Source organism: Streptomyces sp. NBC_01537, from assembly GCF_045040445.1.
Taxonomy (GTDB): domain Bacteria; phylum Actinomycetota; class Actinomycetes; order Streptomycetales; family Streptomycetaceae; genus Actinacidiphila.
The window spans coordinates 869,983-889,610 of the sequence record NZ_CP109392.1 but is presented as its reverse complement, the minus strand read 5'-3'; the positions used below and the strand labels follow the sequence as shown (position 1 = coordinate 889,610).

Genomic DNA, 19,628 nt, shown 5'->3' with positions numbered 1-19,628 from the left:
CTAGAGCTCCCGGCGCCGGGCGTTGAGGAAGTCCTGCGTCCGGTTCGCCGAAGGGGCCTGGGCGCTCATCCGGTCCAGGGCCTCACGGAAGGTCGACACGTCGTTGCGCTCGTCGAGGTAGATGGCGCCGACCAGGCTCTCGACGTAGACGACATCGGGCAGTTCGGGATGCTCGAAGCGGAAGACGTGGAACGGCCCGTACATCGCGGGGTGCGGTCCCGAGGCGAACGGCAGGACCTGGAGCCGCACCTGCGGCATGTCGCAGGCCTCGATCAGCCGGGTGATCTGCGCGCGCATGACGCCCGGGCCGCCGATCGGGCGGCGCAGGACCGTCTCGTCCATCACCACCCACAGCATGGGCGGTTCCTCGCGGGCCAGCAGCGCCTGACGCTGCCTGCGCAGGGCGACCGAGCGGTCGATCTCCTTCTGCGTCGCGCCCGGACGGCCCGCGCGCAGCACGGCCTGGGCGTAGTCGTCGGTCTGCAGCAGCCCGGGCACGTAGTGCGGCTCGTAGGCACGGATCAGCTCGGCGGAGCCCTCCAGGCTGACGAAGGCGCTGAACCACTCGGGGAGGACATCGCGGAAACGGTGCCACCAGCCGGGGCGGTTGGCGTCCTTGGTCAGGTCGAGGAACTTCTCGATCTCGAAGGGCTCGGTGACGCCGTAGGTCTGCAGCAGCTTCTCGACGTACGGCAACCGCAGGCCGACCTCGGCCTTCTCCATGCGGCGGATCGTGGCGTGGGTGACATCGAGAGCGCGCGCGGCCTGCTCGTAGGAGAGCCCGGCCTTTTCCCGGAGATCCTGCAGACGCCTGCCGAGCACCACTCTCAGGACGGTCGGCGCGGCGTTCGCCGGACGCGCATCGTTCACGACCCACTCCTTCAACTGCCCTGGTCCCGCTGCAGTCTGTCATGACGTGAGTACGGATCGCATCCTGCGCATACGATTCTGTAAATTGCAGATCGCATCTTGCCATCCCTTTGGCACGCCGCGCATAGTAGCGGAGTGGCTTCCTCCCATGACGCGTTCCGCCTGACCGCGCAGGGCGCCGCGGTCGCCGAGGCGCGACGGCGCGTCCAGGCGCGGCTGTGGGAGTGGGGTGTGGACGACGAGCTGTCCGATGACGCCGGGCTGATCGTGTCCGAACTCTTCACCAATGCCCTGCGGTACGGCGACAGCGAGAAGATAGCCTGCGCGGTCCGGGTCTGCGACGGCGTAGTGCGGATCGAAGTAACCGACGGGGGAACCGGTCTGACGGTTCCTCAGCCCAGGGTGGCGGGGCTCGACGAGGAGTGCGGCCGCGGACTGCTGCTGGTCAGCGTGCTGTCCAAGGCCTGGGGCGTGCTGGCCGGGGAGGGCGGCCGAGGGCGCGTGGTGTGGGCCGAGTTGGGACCGGCGGACCCGTGCCAATAGCATGGTCCGGGGCGGGGCCGTGATCCCATAGGATCCGGCAATGATCTTCAGAAAACGGCTGGCGGCGGGCCTGTGCGCCCTGTCCGCCACGCTGGCGGCGGGGCTCTTCCCGGCTGCGGCGATAGCGGACGAGACACAGACGGAGTCCCCCAAGGTCGAGCTGGTGCTGGACGTCAGCGGCTCGATGCGCACCGCCGACATCGACGGACAGTCCCGGATGTCGGCCGCCAAGCAGGCCTTCAACGAGGTCCTGGACGCAGTGCCCGACGACGTACGCCTCGGGATCCGCACCCTCGGCGCCAACTACCCCGGCAAGAGCAAGACCGAGGGCTGCAAGGACACCGAACAGCTCTACCCCGTCGGCCAGTTGGACCGCACCGAGGCCAAGACCGCCGTCGCCACCCTGGCACCCACCGGCTGGACGCCCATCGGCCCCGCGCTGCAGGCCGCCGGCAAGGACCTGGCGGGCGGCGACGCCACCCGCCGGATCGTCCTCATCACCGACGGAGAGGACACCTGCGCCCCGCTGGACCCCTGCGCCGTCGCCCGTGAACTGGCCGCCTCCGGCACCAGCCTGGTCATCGACACCCTGGGCCTGGCCTCCAGCGACAAGATGCGCGAGCAGCTCACCTGCATCGCCGAGGCCACCGGCGGCACCTACACCTCCGTCTCCCACAAGGACCAGCTCGCCGACCGCACCAAGCAGCTGATCGACCGGGCGGCCGACGCCCCCGCCGTGACCCCGACCGCCGTCGACGGCTCAGCGAGCTGCTCCACGGCCCCGCTGATCGGCGCGGGCGTCTACAGCGACCGCGAGAAGTTCGCCGAGCACCGCTGGTACCGCCTCAACGTCGCCGACGGACAGGAACTGCGCGCCTCGGTCAGCGTGGGCGCAGACCGGGCCGTCAACAACGACTACGGGGTGCTGCTGCGGGCCGTCACCGGCGACCGCGAGCTCGTGCGCGGCAGCGACGCGGACAGCGGGCGCACCGACGTGATCTCGGCCGGGCTGCGCTACGCCTTCGCCGAGCAGGACGACGCCGACACCCCGGCCTCGCACATCGTCTGCCTGGAGGTCAGCAACTCCTTCTCCGCCCCGGCCTCCGTCAAGACCACCCCCGGTCTGCCGGTCGAGCTGACCGTCGGCCTGGTGTCCGCCCCCGACGACGCCTCGGACGTGGCCTCGTTCGGGCTCGGCCGCGGCTGGATCCTGCTCGCGGTCCTCACCGTCACCGGTCTGCTCGCCGGACTGCTGTGGGGCTGGCTGTCCCGCATCCGCGTCGCCGTCTGGAGGACCAACTGATGCGTACCACCTCTCGCCTGACGGCCGCCGCCCTCGCGGCCGGCGCCGCCCTCCTCGCGGGCGCCGGACCGGCCCTGGCCGACGACACCGCGAGCCCGAGCCCCAGCCCCAGTGGCAGCGCCGCCGCGCCCACCGAGGCCGGGACGAGCTTCCGTACCGCCACGGCCGTCCAGCAGGGGCAGGCGGCCACCGCCACCGCCTCCACCGGCGACTACCTGTACTGGATGGTCCCGGCCGCGGCCGGCCAGAACGTCACTGTCAAGGCGACCGTCACCCTGCCCGAGTCCTCGTCCCGGCACGGCTCCGCCACCTGGCGGCTCGACGTCTACGACGGACTGCGGCGCCGCCAGGCCTGCGCCGCCGGCCACCCGTCGCGGACGGCCGCGGTGGACGACACCACCGTCGAGCTGCGCTGCAGGCTGCGTACCGTACGGCCGTGGTCCGAGGCCTGGGCCAACGACCCGCTGCCCGGGGCGTACTACGTGCGCCTGACGGTCGCCGACCTCCCCGACCAGGACCTCGGCCTCCCCGCGAGCGCCGAGATCCTGGCCACCGCCGCCGACGCGGGTGGCTCCAAGGCGGCCGACGGCGAACTGGCCGCCCCGCTCACCCCGGTCGAGCAGGCGGGTGCCACGCTCGACCCGAGCACGGAGACCGCTGCGTCCCCGTCGGCGAGCGCCTCCGAGGCGCCCGCCTCGCTCGCCGCGCCCGACGGCGGCTGGTCCCCCGGCTGGTGGTCCGACCGCTGGATCTGGACCGTGGCCGGGGGAGTGCTCGGCGCCCTGGCGGGCGTGGCCGGGTACACCTTCACCCGGCCTGCGCGCCGCCGTCAGCCCTAGGGCCTGTCCGGCGGATCTCCGTGGCGTCGCGTGCCCTGGCACCAGCGCTCGCGGCGTTGCCGGAGCGCCCACAGGAAACCACCCTGTGGGCGCTCCGGCGCCTTGCGATCGCAGGCACCAGACCCCGCTCCTTCACCCACGTAGATCCGCCGGACAGGCCCTAGGCGAGCAGATCGATCGCGTCGACGGAGACTCCGGGACTGAGATACGCGGTCCCGGAGGATCCGCTCGCGACATAGATCCTGAGCACGTTGTACTGGCTGGTGTCCGTCAGCCACGCGCTCGCGGGGACCGAGTACGTGAACGTCACGTTGTTGCCCCGGTAGGAGCCCACCGTGAGCGTGCGCGTGCTCGGTTCCGTCGGCGGGGAGGGGACGGACGAGGTCCAGCCGTTGACGGTCACCTGGGGGCGGCCGTTGATGTAGTTGGTGCTGATGCCGATGCGCAGGACGTGCGCGGCGGCCGCCTGCGCGGCGGTGAGTTTGAAGTAGACCGCTATCCCGTTGTTGACGTCCTTCCAGATGTAGGCGGGGAAGCTGCCCGCCGACGACGAGCCGACGGTGAAGTCGCCGGTCCAGGCACTCGCCCGGATGTCGGAGGGGTGCGCGTAGGTCATCAGGCCGGCGTTCTTGAAGCCGGCCGGGGTGCCGTTCCAGTCGCCGATCCGCCAGATCGCGGAGGCGGTGGCCGGGTCGTTCACGACCGCGATCGTGTTGAGGACGGTGGTCGCGCCGGCCGTCACCGTGACGCTGCCGGTGTAGACCCCCAGCTCGCCCTTGAAGACCGTGAGGGTGTACGTGCCGGGCAGCACCTTGGGGATGGAGAAGTAGCCGCTGCCCGCGTCGGCCGTCCCCCAGAACTGCGCGTCGGAGTTGGCCAGCCCGACCGTGTACGGATACGCGCTGTCGCGCCCCGAGATGCCGACGCCCGCGACCCTGCCCCGGCCGCTCGCGCCGGTCCAGCCGGTGAGGCCGAGGGAGTCCGCCCATGAGGTGTCGATGTTCCTGGCGTAGAGCGCGGAGGCGGGCGCGCCGCCGTCGGTGAAGGCGATGACGTACGGGCCCTGCAGGCCGAATCGCTGGGCCTCCGTCTGGTTCTCGCCGTAGTAGAGGATCTCGTACAGGCCGCCCCCGCCGTCGTTGTGATGGCGGAGCAGCGAGCGGTAGAACGGCCCGCCGGAGGCCTTCTCGTGGTTGCTGCGGACCATCCACAGGCCGACCGAGCCGGTACTCCAGCCGATGTAGTCGTAGTCGGTGACCCGGAGACCGGAGTAGTGCTTGGAGCGGGTGGTGCCGTCGGGCTTGACGAAGACGTCCGCCGCCTCGATGACGGTGTCGGTGGTCGAATCCCACGCGTCGGGATCGGTGTTGGGGAACAGGCCCGGCTTGACGCGGACGATGTACCGGGTGGCGGAGACCGAGGTGTCCGCCTTGTTGGTCCACAGGTAGACGTTGTTCTCGCCGCTGCGCGCCGCGTAGTAGTGGATCAGCGTCCCGTGGACGACCTTGACCAGGATCGTCGTCCCCGACTGCGAGATGGTGACGGTCGATGCGCCCAGGCCCGACTCGACGTGTGAGTTCTTGCCGTCGAAGCCCTGGTATTCGGTGCCCTTGTAGGCCAGCGAGGTCAGGTCGCCGTTGACATGGCTGACCTTGAACACCAGGCTCGCGCCGGTGTCGATGACGTAGTTCGTGCCGTCGTCGCTGTAGCCGAACGCCGCGGCGGACGCGGTGCCGGCGAGCGGCCCCTCGATCATCGCGCCCGCGCCGATAGCGCCGGTCGCTGCCAGTAAGGTGCGCCTGCGCAAGCGGGGCTCGCGCGTGCTCTCCTGCTCGCTCATGGTGCGGCTCTCCTTTGTGGTCGGCCCCCTCCTGAGAGGCTGTGGCCGGTCACGTCGGAAAGGTTGCCGGTCTAGCGCGAGAATTCCAGCCGCGCGATGCGGCCCAGCTCGCCCGCGGCCCAGCAGCCGCCGTCGGGGGCGCAGTCGACGGTGTCGAACGAGCCGGTGTCGAAGGTCCGCCAGGTGAGGCCGCCGTCGGTGGACAGGTCGCTGCCGGTCGGCCCGACCGCGACGGCGGCCGAGCGACCGTGCGGGTAAGGGGGAAGCCAGCTGACGCCCGAGCGGTACGTCTGAGGGGGCTGCCGTGAGGTGGTCCAGCTCGCCCCGCCGTCCCGGCTGACTGCGGCCGCGTCGGGTGAGGCCTGGTCGGCCCGGTAGTCGCCGCCGACGGCGATGCCGTGGCGCGGGTCGCCGGCGCGGAAGGCCAGGGCGAAGACGCCCTTCGCCGGATCGCCCGCCGGGACGGGGGTGCCGGCGGCGCTCCAGGTCAGGCCCCGGTCGCCGGAATGCAGCACGCGCGCGGTGGCGCCGCCGCCGGTCGCCAGCCATACGTCATGGCTGCCCGCGCTGACCAGGCACTGGCCGCTCGCCGCGAAGGACGCCTCGCCGTCGAGCGCGGCCGGCATGCCCTGCGCCGGCAGGACCGTCCAACTGCGGCCGCCGTCCCGGGTGGACAGGATGCGGTACTTGCCGTCGACCGGGTCGCTCACCGCCAGCCCGTGCCCCGGGTCGAAGAAGGTGACGCAGTCGTAGAAGGCCCTGGGATCGGTGTTGCGGAAGGTCTCCGTCCAGGTCGCGCCGCCGTCCTCGGTCCGGAAGATCCGCGAGGCCTCGCCCTCGCCGATCGCCAGCACCACGGCCCGCCTCGCGTCGAACGCCTCGATGTCGCGGAACAGCAGGTCGCCCGCGCCGGGCGGGGACACGTCCTGCCAGCTGCGCCCGCCGTCCAGCGTGCGCAGGACCGTTCCCGCCGAGCCCGCTGCCCACGCGGTGCCGCGGCTCACCGCCGACAGCCCCCGGAAGCGGGCGGTGCTGCCGGTGTCGCGGATCTCCCACGCCGGTCCTGATCGCGCATGCGCATGCGCCGGAAGGACGTTCAACGCCGCGAGCGCCACCGCGCACAGCCCGACCGACACCGCACGCGCACGCCGCAACATCCCCGTCCCCATCCCGCCGGCCGCCATGGCGCTGGAACCTAGCAGGTGTCAACCCGTCATGGACACACCACACTTCGCCAAGCCGGTCCGGTCGGTCAGTGATAGTCCGGCGTCCAGATCCGCACCTTGTAGAACTCCGCGCCGGGCCGCGTGCGGGAGAAGGCCTTCTCCCCGTCGGCGTCGAAGAAGTCGATCGTCGGCCCGCCCCAGTCGCGGGGGCCCGCGTAGTCCGCCATGGCGCGTACCCGGATGCCGGTGGGCTGGCTGATGTACGCCTTCACATGGTTCGCCGCGTCGACCTGCTCGTAGGTGTTCTTCGTGGCGTCCAGCCGGTAGACCCCGTACGAGTCGGTGAACCACAGCGCGTCCGGGTCCCCGTACACGGGCTGGAGGTCGTGCCCGGTGCCCTTGAAGCTCACGCGGCTGTGCACGGAGATCTTGGTGCCGGAGCCCTCGCCGGACAGGCTGTAGCGGACCAGCTGCTTGTCGCCGATCGCCCACAGGGCGGTGCGCTCCGGGTCGTAGAGGACACCGTGCGCCTTGGCGAGGCTGATCACCTTGAACGGGACGGTATGGGTGGAGTCTGCGTAGAAGCGCAGCCGGCCCGGACTGGTGCTGGCCGTGACGATCACGCCGCCCGGAATCCGCTCGATTGCGTGCGGATTGTCCTGCGGAGTGCTGACCTGCCACACGACGGTCTTCTTGTCCTTGCGCAGCATCGCGGTCTTCCCGCCGGAGGCGGCGACCAGCACCACCTTTCCGTACGCCTTGGTGTCGCGCAGCCGTACGTCGGACAGGTTGTACCAGACCGCCGAGCCGGCGGGCGGGCTCCAGCGCCAGGTGACCGACGACGAGGAGGACCAGTCGCCGTCCTGGTCGAAGACGATGATGTCGTTCGTCGTCTGTTCGGTCGTCGCTATCGGAAAGGTCTTCGACATGGTGCCCCCGTGTCGTCGAACTGCTCAGGAATATTCGGAGGATAGCCACGGCCGCCTCTGCCACGATGGCGCTGTGAAGGGATCAACACAAACTTCCGCGGGCTGGCTGGTCGCCCCGCTGGCCGTCGGGGACCCCGTCTCGGCCGGCCTGCTCCGGCAGTACTTCGAGGACATCGTCGGCCGCTACTACGACCGCCCGACGACCACGTCCGAGATCGACGGCATCCTCGCCGAATTCACCAGTGACGATCTCGCCCCGCCCGCCGGGCTGTTCCTGGTCGGGTACTACGACGGAGCCCCCGCCGGATGCGCGGGCATCCGCGTCCTGGACGCCGCCACCGGCACCGCGGAGCTGAAGCGGGTCTTCGTCCGGGGCTCCGCCCGCGGCACCGGCGGCGGGCCGGTCCTGGTGGCCGCGGCCGAGCAGGCGGCGCGCGAGGTGCTGGGCGCGGTGGCGATGCGGCTGGACACGAGAAAAGACCTGGTGGAGGCCAGAGCGCTCTACGCGAAGATGGGCTATGCGGAGATTCCGGCGTACCACGAGGATCCGTACGCGGACCATTTCTTCGAGAAGAAGCTGGACTGACCGCCCGGGCTGCCCCCGTCCTCGCGGCACTCGGCGATAATGCACGGGTAGTCCAGCGAGAAAGCAGGTCAGTACATCGTGACGATGTCTGTTCAGGGGTCGGTCGAACGCAGGATCGCCGAGGAGCTCGGAGTACGGGAAGGCCAGGTGCGCTCGGCCGTCGAGCTGCTCGACGGCGGTGCGACGGTGCCGTTCATCGCGCGGTACCGCAAGGAGGCCACGGGCACGCTGGACGACGCGCAGTTGCGCACGCTGGAGGAGCGGCTGCGCTATCTGCGCGAACTCGACGAGCGGCGGGCGGCGATCCTGGAGTCGATCGAGTCCCAGGGCAAGCTCGACGACGCCCTGAAGGCGCAGATCCTCGCGGCCGACTCCAAGGCGCGGCTGGAGGACATCTACCTGCCCTTCAAGCCCAAGCGGCGCACCAAGGCGCAGATCGCCCGCGAGGCGGGCCTCGAACCGCTCGCCGACCGGCTGCTCGCCGACCCGTCACTGGACCCGCAGGCGGAGGCCGCGGGATACGTGGACGCGGACAAGGGCGTCGAGGACGCGGCGGCGGCCCTGGACGGGGCCCGGGCCATTCTCACCGAACGCTTCTCCGAGGACGCCGACCTGGTCGGCTCCTTGCGCACGCGCATGTGGGAGCGCGGCCGTGTGGTCGCCAAGGTCCGTGAGGGCAAGGAGGAGGACGGCGCGAAATTCGCCGACTACTTCGACTTCGCCGAGCCCTTCACCAAGCTTCCGTCCCACCGGGTGCTGGCGATGCTGCGCGGCGAGAAGGAGGAGGTCCTGGACCTCACCCTGGAGCCCGAGGAACCGGTCGAGGGGCCGTCGAGCTTCGAGCGCAGCATCGCGCACACCTTCGGCATCACGGACCGGGGCCGCCCCGGCGACAAGTGGCTGGCCGACACCGTGCGCTGGGCCTGGCGTACCCGCTTCCTGGTCCGGCTCGGGATCGACCTGCGCGTGCAGCTCCGCCAGCAGGCCGAGGACGAGGCCGTGCGGGTCTTCGCCACCAACCTGCGCGACCTGCTGCTCGCCGCCCCGGCCGGCACCCGCGCCACGATGGGGCTGGACCCCGGCTTCCGTACGGGCGTGAAGGTCGCCGTCGTGGACGCCACCGGCAAGGTCGTCGCCACCGACACGATCTACCCGCACGTCCCGCGCAACAAGTGGGACGAGTCCATCGCGGCCCTGGCCCGGCTCTCGGCCGCCCACAAGGTCGACCTCATCGCCATCGGCAACGGCACCGCCTCCCGGGAGACCGACAAGCTCGCCGCCGATCTCATCAAGCGCCACCCTGGGCTGAAGCTCACCAAGGCGGTCGTCTCGGAGGCCGGGGCCTCGGTCTACTCCGCGTCCGCGTACGCCTCCGCCGAACTGCCCGAGCTGGACGTGTCGCTGCGCGGCGCGGTGTCCATCGCCCGGCGGCTGCAGGACCCGCTGGCCGAGCTGGTGAAGATCGACCCGAAGTCCATCGGCGTCGGCCAGTACCAGCACGACCTGTCCGAGCTGAAGCTGTCCCGGTCGCTGGACGCGGTGGTCGAGGACTGCGTCAACGGCGTCGGCGTGGACGTCAACACCGCCTCCGCCCCGCTGCTGCGCCGGGTCTCCGGCATCACCGAGGGCCTGGCCGGCAACATCGTCGCCCACCGCGACGCCAACGGGCCGTTCCGCACGCGCAAGGCGCTCAAGGAGGTGGCCCGGCTCGGGCCCAAGGCGTACGAGCAGTGCGCGGGCTTCCTGCGCATTCCGGGCGGCGACGACCCGCTGGACGCCTCCAGCGTCCACCCGGAGGCGTATCCCGTCGTGCGCAGGATGAGTTCGGTCGCGGGCACCGACATCAAGGCCCTGATCGGCAACGCCTCGGTGCTGCGCACGCTCCGGGCCCAGCAGTTCGTGGACGACAGCTTCGGCCTGCCGACCGTCACCGACATCCTGGCCGAGCTGGAGAAGCCGGGGCGCGATCCGCGGCCCGCGTTCCAGACGGCCACCTTCAAGGAGGGCGTCGAGGAGCTGAAGGACCTGCGGTCCGGGATGGTGCTGGAGGGCGTGGTCACCAATGTCGCTGCCTTCGGGGCCTTCGTCGATGTCGGCGTGCACCAGGACGGTCTGGTGCATGTCTCCGCGATGTCGAAGACCTTCGTCAGCGACCCGCGGGACGTGGTCAAGTCCGGTGACATCGTGCGGGTGAAGGTGCTCGACGTGGACATCCCGCGCAAGCGGATCTCGCTGACGCTGCGGCTCGACGACGAGGCCGCCCCCAAGGGCGCCGCGCCCCAGGGCGGCAACGAGCAGCGCGGCGGGCGGGGCGAGCGCGGTGAGCGCCGCGAGCGGCGGGGCAATCCGCCCCGCCAGGCCCGCGGCGGCGGCTCCTCGCAGCCGCCGGCCGGCGGCGCCATGGCCGAGGCCCTGCGACGAGCCGGTCTGGGCGGCAACGGCCGCTGAGCGGCACACAGCCCGCTGTGACGGCAGGCCTTAGGCCTGGCCGGGGCCCGCGCGCCCCAGCCGTCACAGCGGGCTCACAAGTTGACCGAGAACCTGCTGTTGGCATGGCTTCGCCAACCATTAGCCTCCGCCCGTGCTCTCACACGCGCGGGGGAACCGCACCCACTGGATATCCGTTGTGGCGGCGCTGGTCGCCGCCCTGATCGCTGTCATGACACTCCCGGCCGCCGCCGCCCAGGCCACCGCCAAGACCGCCACGACCAGCGGGACCGTACGCGGCGGACTGAGCCGGCCGGACTATTCCTACGCGGACGCGATCCGAGAGGCGGTCTGGGTCGACACCGGCCTGGACGGTGACGGCGACGGGAAGACCGACCGCGTCGCCGCCGACATCGTCCGCCCGAGCGAGCCCGCGAAGGCCGGCCGTAAGGTCCCGGTGATCATGGACGCCAGTCCGTACTACTCCTGCTGCGGGCGCGGCAACGAGAGCCAGCTCAAGACCTATGACGCCGACGGCAATGTGCTGCAGGCCCCGCTCTTCTACGACAACTACTTCGTGCCGCGCGGATACGCCGCCGTTCTGGTCGACCTTGCCGGCACCAACCGCTCCGACGGCTGCGTGGACATCGGCGGACCCTCGGACATCGGGTCCGCGAAGGCGGTCGTCGACTGGCTCAACGGCCGCGCCAAGGCCTATCGCACCCGCACCGGGGACACCCCCGTCAAGGCGAGCTGGTCCAACGGCGCGGTCGGCATGATCGGCAAGAGCTACGACGGCACCATCGCCAACGGAGTCGCCGCGACCGGCGTCAAGGGCCTGAAGACCATCGTGCCCATCGGCGGCATCAGCTCCTGGTACGACTACTACTTCGCCCAGGGCGCGGCCCTGTTCGACTCGGGCCCCGAATGGCTGTCCGCCGGCATCGAGAGCGACGCCGCGCGCGCACGCTGCGACGCCGTCCAGCAGAAGATCGTCGACGGCGCCCCGCGCAGCGGCGACTGGACCTCTTTCTGGTCGGAGCGCGACTACGTCAAGAACGCTGGCAAGGTCCGCGCCAGCGTCTTCGCAGTCCACGGCATGCAGGACCTCAACGTGCGCACCAAGCACTTCGGCCAGTGGTGGGACGCGCTCGCCAAGAGCGGCGTCGAGCGCAAGGTCTGGCTGTCCCAGAGCGGTCACGTGGACCCGTTCGACTACCGCCGTTCGCAGTGGGTGGACACCCTCCACCAATGGTTCGACCACTACCTGCTCGGCGTGCGCAACGGCATCGACCACGAACCCGGCGCCGATATCGAGCGCAGCCCCGGCCAGTGGACGCAGGACGCCCGCTGGGAGCCGTACGGCACCGCGCAGACCAGGCTGAGCCTGCGCGCGGGCGCCACGGCGGGTCTCGGCACGCTCGGCCTGAAGGCCGCGAAGCCGGGCAGTACCGAGTCCTTCACGGACGACCCCACGCTGTGGGAGGAGGACTGGGCGGCTGCCGCCGACACCGCGACCCCGGCGAAGACCGCCTTCACCACCGGGACGCTCACCAGGAACCTGCGGCTGTCCGGCAGCGGCACGGTGACACTCACGGCGTCCTCGTCGACCAGCAGTGCCCACCTGTCGGCGGTCGTGGTCGACCTCGGCCCGCAGACCATCCGCAACTACCTCGGCTACGAGAAAGGCATCGTCACCCTCGACACCCGCTCCTGCTACGGCGAGAGCACGGCGGGCGACAGCGCCTGCTTCCTCGACACCGTCCCCGACTCCGAGACCGTGGACCACCAGGTGGTCAGCCGCGGCTGGGCCGACCTCGGCCACTACGCCTCGGCACGGCACGGCAAGGCGCTGACGCCCGGCAAGAAGTACACGATCACCATCCGGCTGGCCGCCACCGACCATGTCTTCCCGGCCGGGCACCGGCTCGCGGTCATCGTGGCCGGCACGGACGGCGGGCTGATCGAGCCGGCCGACACGACCCCGGCCGTCACCGTCGACCTGGCCCGCTCCTCGGCCAGGCTCCCGCTCGTCGGCGGCTACGGCGCGCTGGCCACCACTGCGGCGACCGCCGCACCGACGGCCGCCGCACCGACCGCCGGAGACCTGACCGCCTCGCTAGCTCCGGCCCCACACCTCTTCGGCGGTCTCGACGATCAGTCCTAGCTTGGCGACCTGCTCGTCATAGGTGAGCGAGTTGCCCTCCGAGGTCGAGGAGAAGCCGCACTGCGGGGACAGGCACAACTGGTCGATGTCCACGTAACGGGCGGCCTCCTCGATCCGGCGCTTGAGGGTGTCCTTGTCCTCCAGCGCGCCGCGCTTGGTCGTGACCAGGCCCAGGACCACGTGCTTGCCGGGCGGGACGAAGCGCAGCGGCTCGAAGCCGCCGGAGCGGGCGTCGTCGTACTCCAGGAAGAAGCCGTCGACGTCCAGCCGGGAGAACAGCTCCTCGGCGACGAAGTCGTAACCACCCTCGGCGGCCCAGGAGGAACGGAAGTTGCCGCGGCACATGTGGGTGGTGACGGTCAGGCCCTCGGGCCGGCCGGCCAGCGCCGCGTTGATCTGGCTGATGTAGCGCTCGTGCTGGTGCTCGGGGTCGCCGCCCTGCTCGGCGACGAGCTTGCGCTGCCTCGGATCATTGAGATAGGCGAGGCTCGTGTCGTCGAACTGCAGGTAGGTGCAGCCCAGTTCGGCCAGCGCGCGCACCTCCTGGGCGTAGGCGGCGCTCAGGTCGTGCCAGAAGGGCTCCAGGTCCGGGTAGACCTGCGGGTCGATCGCGGCGCGGCCGCCCCGGTAGTGGACCATGCTGGGGGAGGGGATGGTCAGCTTGGGCACGGCGGTGGTGACCGTGTCGCGCAGGAAGCGGAAGGCGTCGGCGAAAATCGTCTCGCGCAGCGAGATGCGGTCGTGCACGCGCAGCGCGGCCGAGGAGAAGTCCAGCTCGCCCTGCTCGTTGTAGAAGTGGACGGCGAGCCTCTCGTCGGTGGGCCGGATGCCGCCCAGTTGGTAGATGAAGTCCATGTGCCAGGACGCCCGGCGGAACTCGCCGTCCGTCGCGGACCGCAGGCCGGCGTTTTCCTGCATGTGCACGACGTCCCGCACCGCCTCGTCCTCGACGGCGCGCAACTCGTCCTGTGTGACCGTGCCTTTGGCGTGCTCCTCGCGGGCGCGCAGCAGCCGTTGCGGCCTGAGCAGACTGCCCACATGGTCGGCACGGAAGGGCGGCTGGGTACGGGTGGTCATGGCGCCTCCTGTTCACTCGCACGAGTGAATCGCGTTGACACGAGCATCGTTGGTGTCCAGTGCCTGCCTACGTTTGACCGTATGACTCGAATACGCAGACGTGAAGAGACCCGCCGGGCATTCCTGCGCACAGCGGCCTCCCTCGGCGCGGCCGGCATGGTGGCGGCCGTCGCTCCCCTCGCCATGGCACAGGACGCGGTGGCGGCGGACCTGCCCGGCTTTCCGGACGGCGCCGGGCTCTACAAGTCCGCGTACCGCAACTGGGTGGGCGAGATCAGCGCCGACGGGCTGTGGGCCTGCGCGCCCAGCACCCCGGACCAGGTGGTCGCGGTCGTCAACTGGGCCCGGGAGAACGGCTGGACGGTACGTGCCCGGGGTTACGCCCACGGCTGGTCGCCGCTGACCATCCCGGCCGGGACCGGGCCCGGGGCACCGCTGCTGCTCGTCGACACCACCGCCCATCTCACCGGCCTGGCCCTGGAGTCCACCGGCCCCGCCGCCGTCCGGGCGGGCGCGGGCGTCTCGATGGAGACCCTGCTCGGCTACCTGGAGGAGCACGGCCTCGGCGTCACCGCCGCCCCCGCGCCCGGCGACATCACGATCGGCGGCGCGCTGGCCATAGACGCCCACGGCACCGCCGTACCGGCCGACGGCGAGAGCCGGCTGCCCGGCCAGACCTACGGCTCCCTCAGCAATCGGGTGCTGTCGCTGACGGCGGTGGTGTGGGACGAGGACAGCGGTGCCTACGCACTGCGTACGTACCAGCGCGACGACCCGGACTGCGCGGCGCTCCTCACGCACCTCGGCCGGGCCCTGGTCACCGAGGTCGTCCTGCGCGTGGGGGAGAACTCCAGCCTGCGCTGCCTCAGCCGCACCGACATCCCGGCCGCCGAGCTCTTCGCGGCCCCCGGCGGCGACGGCGACCGCACCTTCGCGAGCTTCCTGGACGAGTCGGGCCGGGCCGAGGCGATCTGGTTCGCCTACACCGAATTCCCATGGCTGAAGGTGTGGAGCGTGGCCCCGCACCGCCCGCTGACCTCGCGCCGGGTCACCTCGCCGTACAACTACCCCTTCTCCGACAACGTCCCGACGGCCGTGGCCCGGCTCGCCGGGACGCTGGTGTCCGACGCCGCCTGGTATCTCGCGCCGGTGCTGGGCCAGGCCCAGCTCGCCGCGTCCGTCCTCGGCCTCACCACCACCGTGTCCGCCGACATCTGGGGCCCCTCCAAGAACACCCTGCTCTACATCAAGCCGACCACCCTGCGGGAGACGGCGAACGGCTACGCCGTGCTGACCTCGCGGGACCAGGTGCAGCGCGTCGTAGCCGAGTTCACCGCCTTCTACCGGGAACGGCTGGCCGCGTACACCGCGCAGGGGCGCTTTCCCGTCAACGGCCAGGTCGAGATCCGGGTCACCGGCCTCGACGACCCCGCCGAGGCCGACTCGGCCGGTGCGCTGCCCCCGCTGCTGTCCGCGCTGCGGCCCCGGGCCGACCACCCCGAGTGGGACACCGCGGTATGGCTGGACGTGCTCACCCTGCCCGGCACCCCGGACGCGCCCGCCTTCTTCCGGGAGCTGGAGCGCTTCCTGCTCGACACCTACGACGGCGGCCACGCGCTCACCCGCGTCGAGTGGTCCAAGGGCTGGGCCTATACGGCCGAGGCCGCCTGGGCCGATCCCGAGGTCATCGGCACCGCCGTGCCCGCCTCGTTCACGGACGGGCAGGGCCCCGGGTGGGACGAGGCGGCGGAGATCCTGGACCGGCTGGATCCGCACCGGCTCTTCCGGAACCCCTTCCTCGACCGGCTGTTCACGTGACCGGTACTGTCTGCTGGGTCAGCGGATAGGTGTAAGAGGAAGCAAACGAAGTGCCAGTGGACGCGACGGCGGATGACGAAACCGACATAACACCTCACGAGGTGCCCAAGCGCTCCGGATGGCGGCGGTGGGTGATGGACACCCGGCCGCTGAGACATCCCGCCTACCGCCGCCTGTGGTCCTCGACCACCGTCACCGCCGTCGGCAGCCAGCTCACCGCCGTCGCCGTCCCCAAGCAGATCTACGACATCACCGGATCCTCCGCCTGGGTCGGCTACGCGAGCCTCGCCGGCCTCGTCCCGCTCGTCGTCTTCGCCCTGTGGGGCGGCGCGGTCGCCGACAGCGTCGACCGCCGCAAGCTGATGCTGGTCACCAACGCCGGTCTCGCCGTCACCGCGCTGCTGCTGTGGGCGCAGGCCCTGGCGGGAGCGCGGTCCGTGGTCCTGCTGATGGTGCTGCTCGCCGCCCAGCAGGCCTGCTGGGGCATGAACGCCCCTGCCCGCAGCGCCTCCATCGCCCGCCTCGTCCCCGCCGCCGAACTCCCGGCCGCCAATGCGCTGGGCTCCACCGTCATGCAGACCGGACAGATCGTCGGACCGCTGCTCGCCGGAGTGCTCATCCCGGTCATCGGCCTCGCCGAGCTGTATCTCATCGACGCGGTCGCGCTCTGCGTCACCGTCTGGGCCGTCTGGCGGCTGCCCGCGCTGCCGCCGCTGGGCGAGGCCGTCGCCCGCCGGGCGGGCTGGCGCGAAGTCGCGGACGGCTTCCGCTACATCACCGGCCACCGCATCCTGCTGCTGTCCTTCCTCGCCGACATCGTCGCCATGGTCTTCGGCATGCCCCGCGCGCTGTTCCCGCAGCTCGCCGACACCACGTACGCGGGCTGGGGCGGCGGCTTCGCCCTCGGTCTGCTCTACGCCGCCATTCCCATCGGCGCCGTCGCGGGAGGCCTGCTCTCCGGCACCTTCTCGCGGGCCCGCCGGCACGGGCTCATGGTCATCGCGGCCGTCGTCGGCTGGGGCGCCGCCATCACCGGCTTCGGGCTGAGCGCGGGCCTGTGGTGGGCGGCGGGCTTCCTCGCGCTCGCGGGGGTCGCCGACATGGTCTCCATGGTCTTCCGCGGCGCCATCCTCCAGTCGGTCGCCACGGACGACATGCGCGGCCGCATGCAGGGCGTCTTCACCGTCGTCGTCGCCGGCGGCCCCCGCCTCGCCGACCTCCTCCACGGCACCACCGGCTCCGCCCTCGGCCCCCGCACCGCCGTCACCGCGGGCGGCCTGCTCGTCGTGGCCACCATGCTCGGCCTCGCCGCCGCCGTCCCGGCCTTCCGCCGCTACCGGGCGGCTTAGGGCCTGCCGGGTGAACGTGTGCCGCGATCGGCGTACGACCGGCGGCGCCGGGGGCCGTACCCGGCTATGTGTGGAGGGTGCCGCCCGCCGCAGTCCGCCGCCGCGCAGTGCCGGTCCTGACCCCTCTGGGGGCGGGGGCGGTGCTGCTCGCGGCGCTCGTCTGCCTGCTGCACGCGTTGTGCGGGGGAGCGGCGCCGGGGGCGGGGCACGCGCAGGCTCCGCGGGTATCCGCGGTGGTCGCCGCCGCTGATCACCAGCCGGACGCCGGCTCGCACCAGCATCCGGCCTCCCTGGCCCGGCGCCCCGCCCCGCACGCGGGGCCGCAGCACCGAGCCCTCCTGCCCTTCGGGCACGCCTCCTGCGCAGGCGCCCGCATCCCGCACGCGCCCGCCGGATCGCCGCGCGCCCCCGGCCGCCGGGCCGCGCCCCCGGCCGGATCCGCTCTCCCGCACACCGTCCTGCGCTGCTGACAGGGCCCGGCCGCACGGCCTGGAGCAGCCCACACAGTCAGCAGGACGACACCGCAGGAGACACCCCATGCCCCTGGACATCTACGCCGCCCTGGGCGCGCTCGTACGCGCCGAGGCCACCCGTGAAACCGACCACGCCTGCGCGCCGCGCACAGCGGACGCCCCGTGCCACACTGAACGTGAGGCGCCAACGGCCGACGGCCACCCGGCATCCGCGGCCGACGCGGGCGAGTGAGCCGAAGCACTCAGCGCGGCGGAGGCGAACTCGCCTCAAAAAGAGGGAGTCCGGAGATGTCCAATCGCGCGAAGTACGCAGTGGGCGGGCTGGCGGTCGCGATCCTGCTGTTCGTCCTGCTTCCGAACTGGCTCGCCCTGCTCATCGTCATCGGCGTCCCGGTGGTCGGCTATGTGGCGCTCGACCCGTCGCAGCGGCGCCGCCTGCGCAAGTCGGGCCGGAAGCAGATCGACCGCTGAGGGGTCACCGCGCGAGCGTCACGTGGCGGAGCCGACGCCCGCTCCGGTCGCGCGGTCCGCGCCCCATCGGGCGACGTCCGCCCGGAGGTCGAGCGGGCGCGGCCGGGTGTCCTGCTCGCCGGTCGGCCAGTCCTCGCGCGGGACGCGCCACATGACCTCGAACTCGTTGCCGTCGGGGTCCTTGGCGTAGAGCGACTTGGAGACGCCGTGGTCGCTGGAGCCGACCAGGGCGCCCCGTTCGGTGAGCCGGCCGGCGGTGTCGCCCAGTTCGCCGAGCGTGGCCACCTCCCAGGCCAGGTGGTAGAGGCCGACGTGGCCGTGCTCGGGGCCGGGCGCGTCGGCGCCGAGGGCGAAGAGGCCGAGGTCGTGGTCGTTGTCGCTGCCGGGGGAGCTCAGGAACGCGGCGCGGCCGGGGATCTCGACGCTGATCTCGAAGCCGAGGGTGTCGGTGTAGAACTCGACGGAGCGGGTGACATCGCGGATGTAGAGCACGGCGTGGTTGAGACGGCGGACAGGCATGGTTCTGCTCCTTCGAGTGTGTCTGCTGCCAGCGTACGAGGCTTTGGTTGAAGATTCAAGAAGCGTGCTCGACGGGCTGGACGCGTAAAGGGTTGCCCTTATTGCCCGGCGGGGCGCGTCACCTGCGACTACCGTGCTGTTATGGGCGTCACGGGCACGCGCGAGCCGAACGGGGCCGGAGGTTCCGGCGGGCTGACGGTGGCGCGCTCGCCGCTGTGGCTGCGCGCCCTTCCGGTGGTCCTGCTCGCCGTACTGATCGCCGCCCAGGCGTTCACCCCGGGGGATGTCGAGCTCGGCGCCTACTACGCGGCCGTGCCGCCGCTGGCCGCGCTGGCCTACGCGGTGGCCGGCACGGCGGTCCTGTCGGCCACCGTCCTGGTCGTGATGCAGCTGCCGCTGATCGGCGCGGGCAGCCTGGCCGCGAGCGACACCGGAGCCGTGGCCCTCATCGGGGCCCTGAGCGTGGTGATCTCCTGGGTCCGCAGCCGCCACGTCGGCCGCCTGGTGCGGGTCAGCACCGTCGCCGAGGCCGCCCAGCTCGCCGTACTGGCCCCGCCGCCCGCCGTCGTGGGGCCGGTGCGCTGCGCCGCGCTCTACCGTGCCGCCCAGCGCGGCACGCTGGTCGGCGGCGACCTGTACGACGTGCGGCCGTGCCCGTACGGGGTGCGGGCCCTGGTCGCGGATGTGCAGGGGCACGGGCTCGCGGCCGTCGGCTCGGTGGCGGCGCTGCTGGGGGCGTTCCGGGAGGCCGTGCTGGACCTGCCGGACCTCGGCGAGGTGGCCGGACGGCTGGAGCGCAGGCTCAGCCTGGACTCGGCGGGCAACGGCGACATCGAGCTCTTCGCCACCGCGCTGCTGCTGGAGTTCCCGGTCGGCCGGGCCGAGGTCCGGGTGGTCTGCTGCGGCCATCCGCCCGCCCTGCTGGTCCGGGACGGCCGGGCCCGCGAGATCTGCAGCGAGCCCGCCCCGCCGCTCGGGATGGGCCTGCCCGGTCTGCCCTCGCCGGTGGCGGTCACCGAGCCGCTGCTGCCCGGCGATCTGCTGCTGGCCTACACGGACGGTGTGACCGAGGCCCGCGATGCCTCCGGTGCCTTCTACCCGCTGGCCGACCGGCTCGCGGCGCGGCTCAAGGACGGCACCCCGGCTGCGCCGGGCGCGGTCGTGGACGCGGTGTGGGAGGACCTGGCGGGGTACGCGGGGGCGGTCGCCGACGATGTCGCACTGCTCGCGCTGGCGGCGCGCTGACGTACC

General features: G+C 71.9%; 18 protein-coding genes. 12 read left to right on the top strand and 6 right to left on the bottom strand.

Annotated elements, in window-relative coordinates; translation table 11 throughout:
* Entirely contained in the window at positions 1-870 is an 870-nt protein-coding gene (locus tag OG607_RS04390) for a helix-turn-helix domain-containing protein (RefSeq protein WP_405718990.1), read from the bottom strand.
* Between the two features lie 135 nt (positions 871-1,005).
* On the opposite strand from OG607_RS04390, the gene OG607_RS04385 reads away from it, so the two are divergent.
* The 3 genes from OG607_RS04385 to OG607_RS04375 are packed head-to-tail and all read left to right on the top strand — an operon-like array spanning position 1,006 to position 3,555.
* A complete protein-coding gene (locus tag OG607_RS04385) occupies positions 1,006-1,413 on the top strand; it encodes an ATP-binding protein (RefSeq protein WP_405718988.1) in 408 nt (135 codons plus the stop codon).
* Between the two features lie 40 nt (positions 1,414-1,453).
* Positions 1,454-2,716: a VWA domain-containing protein gene (locus OG607_RS04380; RefSeq protein ID WP_405718986.1), complete on the top strand. Its 1,263-nt coding sequence runs from the start codon at positions 1,454-1,456 to the stop codon at positions 2,714-2,716.
* Positions 2,716-3,555, top strand: coding sequence for a hypothetical protein (locus OG607_RS04375; protein ID WP_405718984.1), 840 nt, complete (start codon positions 2,716-2,718; stop codon positions 3,553-3,555). The genes OG607_RS04380 and OG607_RS04375 overlap by 1 nt, the downstream gene beginning before the upstream one ends.
* Positions 3,556-3,715: 160 nt before the next feature.
* Here the strand turns inward: OG607_RS04375 and OG607_RS04370 are convergent, their stop codons facing one another.
* The 3 genes from OG607_RS04370 to OG607_RS04360 all read right to left on the bottom strand — a co-directional run bounded on the left by OG607_RS04370 (position 3,716) and on the right by OG607_RS04360 (position 7,490).
* Positions 3,716-5,395, bottom strand: coding sequence for a rhamnogalacturonan lyase B N-terminal domain-containing protein (locus tag OG607_RS04370; protein ID WP_405718981.1), 1,680 nt, complete (start codon positions 5,393-5,395; stop codon positions 3,716-3,718).
* 71 nt (positions 5,396-5,466) lie between these two features.
* On the bottom strand, positions 5,467-6,552 hold the full coding sequence (locus OG607_RS04365; protein ID WP_405718978.1) for an oxidoreductase: 1,086 nt from the start codon (positions 6,550-6,552) through the stop codon (positions 5,467-5,469).
* A gap of 95 nt (positions 6,553-6,647) precedes the next feature.
* The gene (locus OG607_RS04360) at positions 6,648-7,490 is read right to left on the bottom strand and encodes a DUF6528 family protein (RefSeq protein ID WP_405718975.1); all 843 of its coding nucleotides are present in this window, start codon (positions 7,488-7,490) and stop codon (positions 6,648-6,650) included.
* A gap of 73 nt (positions 7,491-7,563) precedes the next feature.
* Here OG607_RS04360 and OG607_RS04355 point away from each other — a divergent pair, with 73 nt between their 5' ends.
* The 3 genes from OG607_RS04355 to OG607_RS04345 all read left to right on the top strand — a co-directional run bounded on the left by OG607_RS04355 (position 7,564) and on the right by OG607_RS04345 (position 12,670).
* Positions 7,564-8,076, top strand: a complete 513-nt coding sequence (locus OG607_RS04355; protein ID WP_405718973.1) for a GNAT family N-acetyltransferase — start codon at positions 7,564-7,566, stop codon at positions 8,074-8,076.
* Between the two features lie 84 nt (positions 8,077-8,160).
* Positions 8,161-10,524, top strand: coding sequence for a Tex family protein (locus OG607_RS04350; protein WP_405718971.1), 2,364 nt, complete (start codon positions 8,161-8,163; stop codon positions 10,522-10,524).
* Positions 10,525-10,735: 211 nt separating this feature from the next.
* The gene (locus tag OG607_RS04345) at positions 10,736-12,670 is read left to right on the top strand and encodes a Xaa-Pro dipeptidyl-peptidase (protein ID WP_405736545.1); all 1,935 of its coding nucleotides are present in this window, start codon (positions 10,736-10,738) and stop codon (positions 12,668-12,670) included.
* Here OG607_RS04345 and OG607_RS04340 read toward each other — a convergent pair.
* Complete coding sequence (locus tag OG607_RS04340) at positions 12,623-13,747, bottom strand: 5-methyltetrahydropteroyltriglutamate--homocysteine S-methyltransferase (protein ID WP_405718968.1); 1,125 nt, start codon at positions 13,745-13,747, stop codon at positions 12,623-12,625. The genes OG607_RS04345 and OG607_RS04340 overlap by 48 nt on opposite strands.
* A gap of 81 nt (positions 13,748-13,828) precedes the next feature.
* On the opposite strand from OG607_RS04340, the gene OG607_RS04335 reads away from it, so the two are divergent.
* The 5 genes from OG607_RS04335 to OG607_RS04315 all read left to right on the top strand — a co-directional run bounded on the left by OG607_RS04335 (position 13,829) and on the right by OG607_RS04315 (position 17,858).
* Positions 13,829-15,565 (top strand): cholesterol oxidase substrate-binding domain-containing protein, encoded by a 1,737-nt coding sequence (locus OG607_RS04335; RefSeq protein ID WP_405718965.1) that lies wholly within the window; start codon positions 13,829-13,831, stop codon positions 15,563-15,565.
* A 50-nt stretch (positions 15,566-15,615) separates the two neighbouring features.
* A complete protein-coding gene (locus OG607_RS04330; protein ID WP_405718962.1) occupies positions 15,616-16,914 on the top strand; it encodes an MFS transporter in 1,299 nt (432 codons plus the stop codon).
* A gap of 77 nt (positions 16,915-16,991) precedes the next feature.
* Positions 16,992-17,384 carry a hypothetical protein gene (locus tag OG607_RS04325; protein ID WP_405718959.1) on the top strand — a complete coding sequence of 131 codons (393 nt, stop codon included), beginning with the start codon at positions 16,992-16,994 and terminating at the stop codon, positions 17,382-17,384.
* Between the two features lie 67 nt (positions 17,385-17,451).
* On the top strand, positions 17,452-17,619 hold the full coding sequence (locus OG607_RS04320; protein WP_405718957.1) for a hypothetical protein: 168 nt from the start codon (positions 17,452-17,454) through the stop codon (positions 17,617-17,619).
* Positions 17,620-17,675: 56 nt separating this feature from the next.
* Positions 17,676-17,858 (top strand): hypothetical protein, encoded by a 183-nt coding sequence (locus tag OG607_RS04315; protein WP_405718954.1) that lies wholly within the window; start codon positions 17,676-17,678, stop codon positions 17,856-17,858.
* Positions 17,859-17,876: 18 nt separating this feature from the next.
* On the opposite strand, the gene OG607_RS04310 is transcribed toward OG607_RS04315, so the two are convergent.
* Positions 17,877-18,377: a VOC family protein gene (locus OG607_RS04310; protein ID WP_405718952.1), complete on the bottom strand. Its 501-nt coding sequence runs from the start codon at positions 18,375-18,377 to the stop codon at positions 17,877-17,879.
* Positions 18,378-18,518: 141 nt separating this feature from the next.
* Here OG607_RS04310 and OG607_RS04305 point away from each other — a divergent pair, with 141 nt between their 5' ends.
* Positions 18,519-19,622 carry a PP2C family protein-serine/threonine phosphatase gene (locus OG607_RS04305; RefSeq protein WP_405718950.1) on the top strand — a complete coding sequence of 368 codons (1,104 nt, stop codon included), beginning with the start codon at positions 18,519-18,521 and terminating at the stop codon, positions 19,620-19,622.
* The last annotated feature ends 6 nt before the right edge of the window (positions 19,623-19,628 follow it).

Bases quoted from the DNA above. Each gene is read 5' to 3' on its own strand.
- OG607_RS04365 (WP_405718978.1), bottom strand. From the start codon at position 6,552: ATGTTGCGGCGTGCGCGTGCGGTGTCGGTCGGGCTGTGCGCGGTGGCG.
- OG607_RS04375 (WP_405718984.1), top strand. From the start codon at position 2,716: ATGCGTACCACCTCTCGCCTGACGGCCGCCGCCCTCGCGGCCGGCGCC.
- OG607_RS04310 (WP_405718952.1), bottom strand. From the start codon at position 18,377: ATGCCTGTCCGCCGTCTCAACCACGCCGTGCTCTACATCCGCGATGTC.
- OG607_RS04305 (WP_405718950.1), top strand. From the start codon at position 18,519: ATGGGCGTCACGGGCACGCGCGAGCCGAACGGGGCCGGAGGTTCCGGC.
- OG607_RS04335 (WP_405718965.1), top strand. From the start codon at position 13,829: ATGACTCGAATACGCAGACGTGAAGAGACCCGCCGGGCATTCCTGCGC.
- OG607_RS04360 (WP_405718975.1), bottom strand. From the start codon at position 7,490: ATGTCGAAGACCTTTCCGATAGCGACGACCGAACAGACGACGAACGAC.
- OG607_RS04345 (WP_405736545.1), top strand. From the start codon at position 10,736: ATGACACTCCCGGCCGCCGCCGCCCAGGCCACCGCCAAGACCGCCACG.
- OG607_RS04340 (WP_405718968.1), bottom strand. From the start codon at position 13,747: ATGACCACCCGTACCCAGCCGCCCTTCCGTGCCGACCATGTGGGCAGT.
- OG607_RS04370 (WP_405718981.1), bottom strand. From the start codon at position 5,395: ATGAGCGAGCAGGAGAGCACGCGCGAGCCCCGCTTGCGCAGGCGCACC.
- OG607_RS04320 (WP_405718957.1), top strand. From the start codon at position 17,452: ATGCCCCTGGACATCTACGCCGCCCTGGGCGCGCTCGTACGCGCCGAG.
- OG607_RS04315 (WP_405718954.1), top strand. From the start codon at position 17,676: ATGTCCAATCGCGCGAAGTACGCAGTGGGCGGGCTGGCGGTCGCGATC.
- OG607_RS04380 (WP_405718986.1), top strand. From the start codon at position 1,454: ATGATCTTCAGAAAACGGCTGGCGGCGGGCCTGTGCGCCCTGTCCGCC.
- OG607_RS04350 (WP_405718971.1), top strand. From the start codon at position 8,161: ATGTCTGTTCAGGGGTCGGTCGAACGCAGGATCGCCGAGGAGCTCGGA.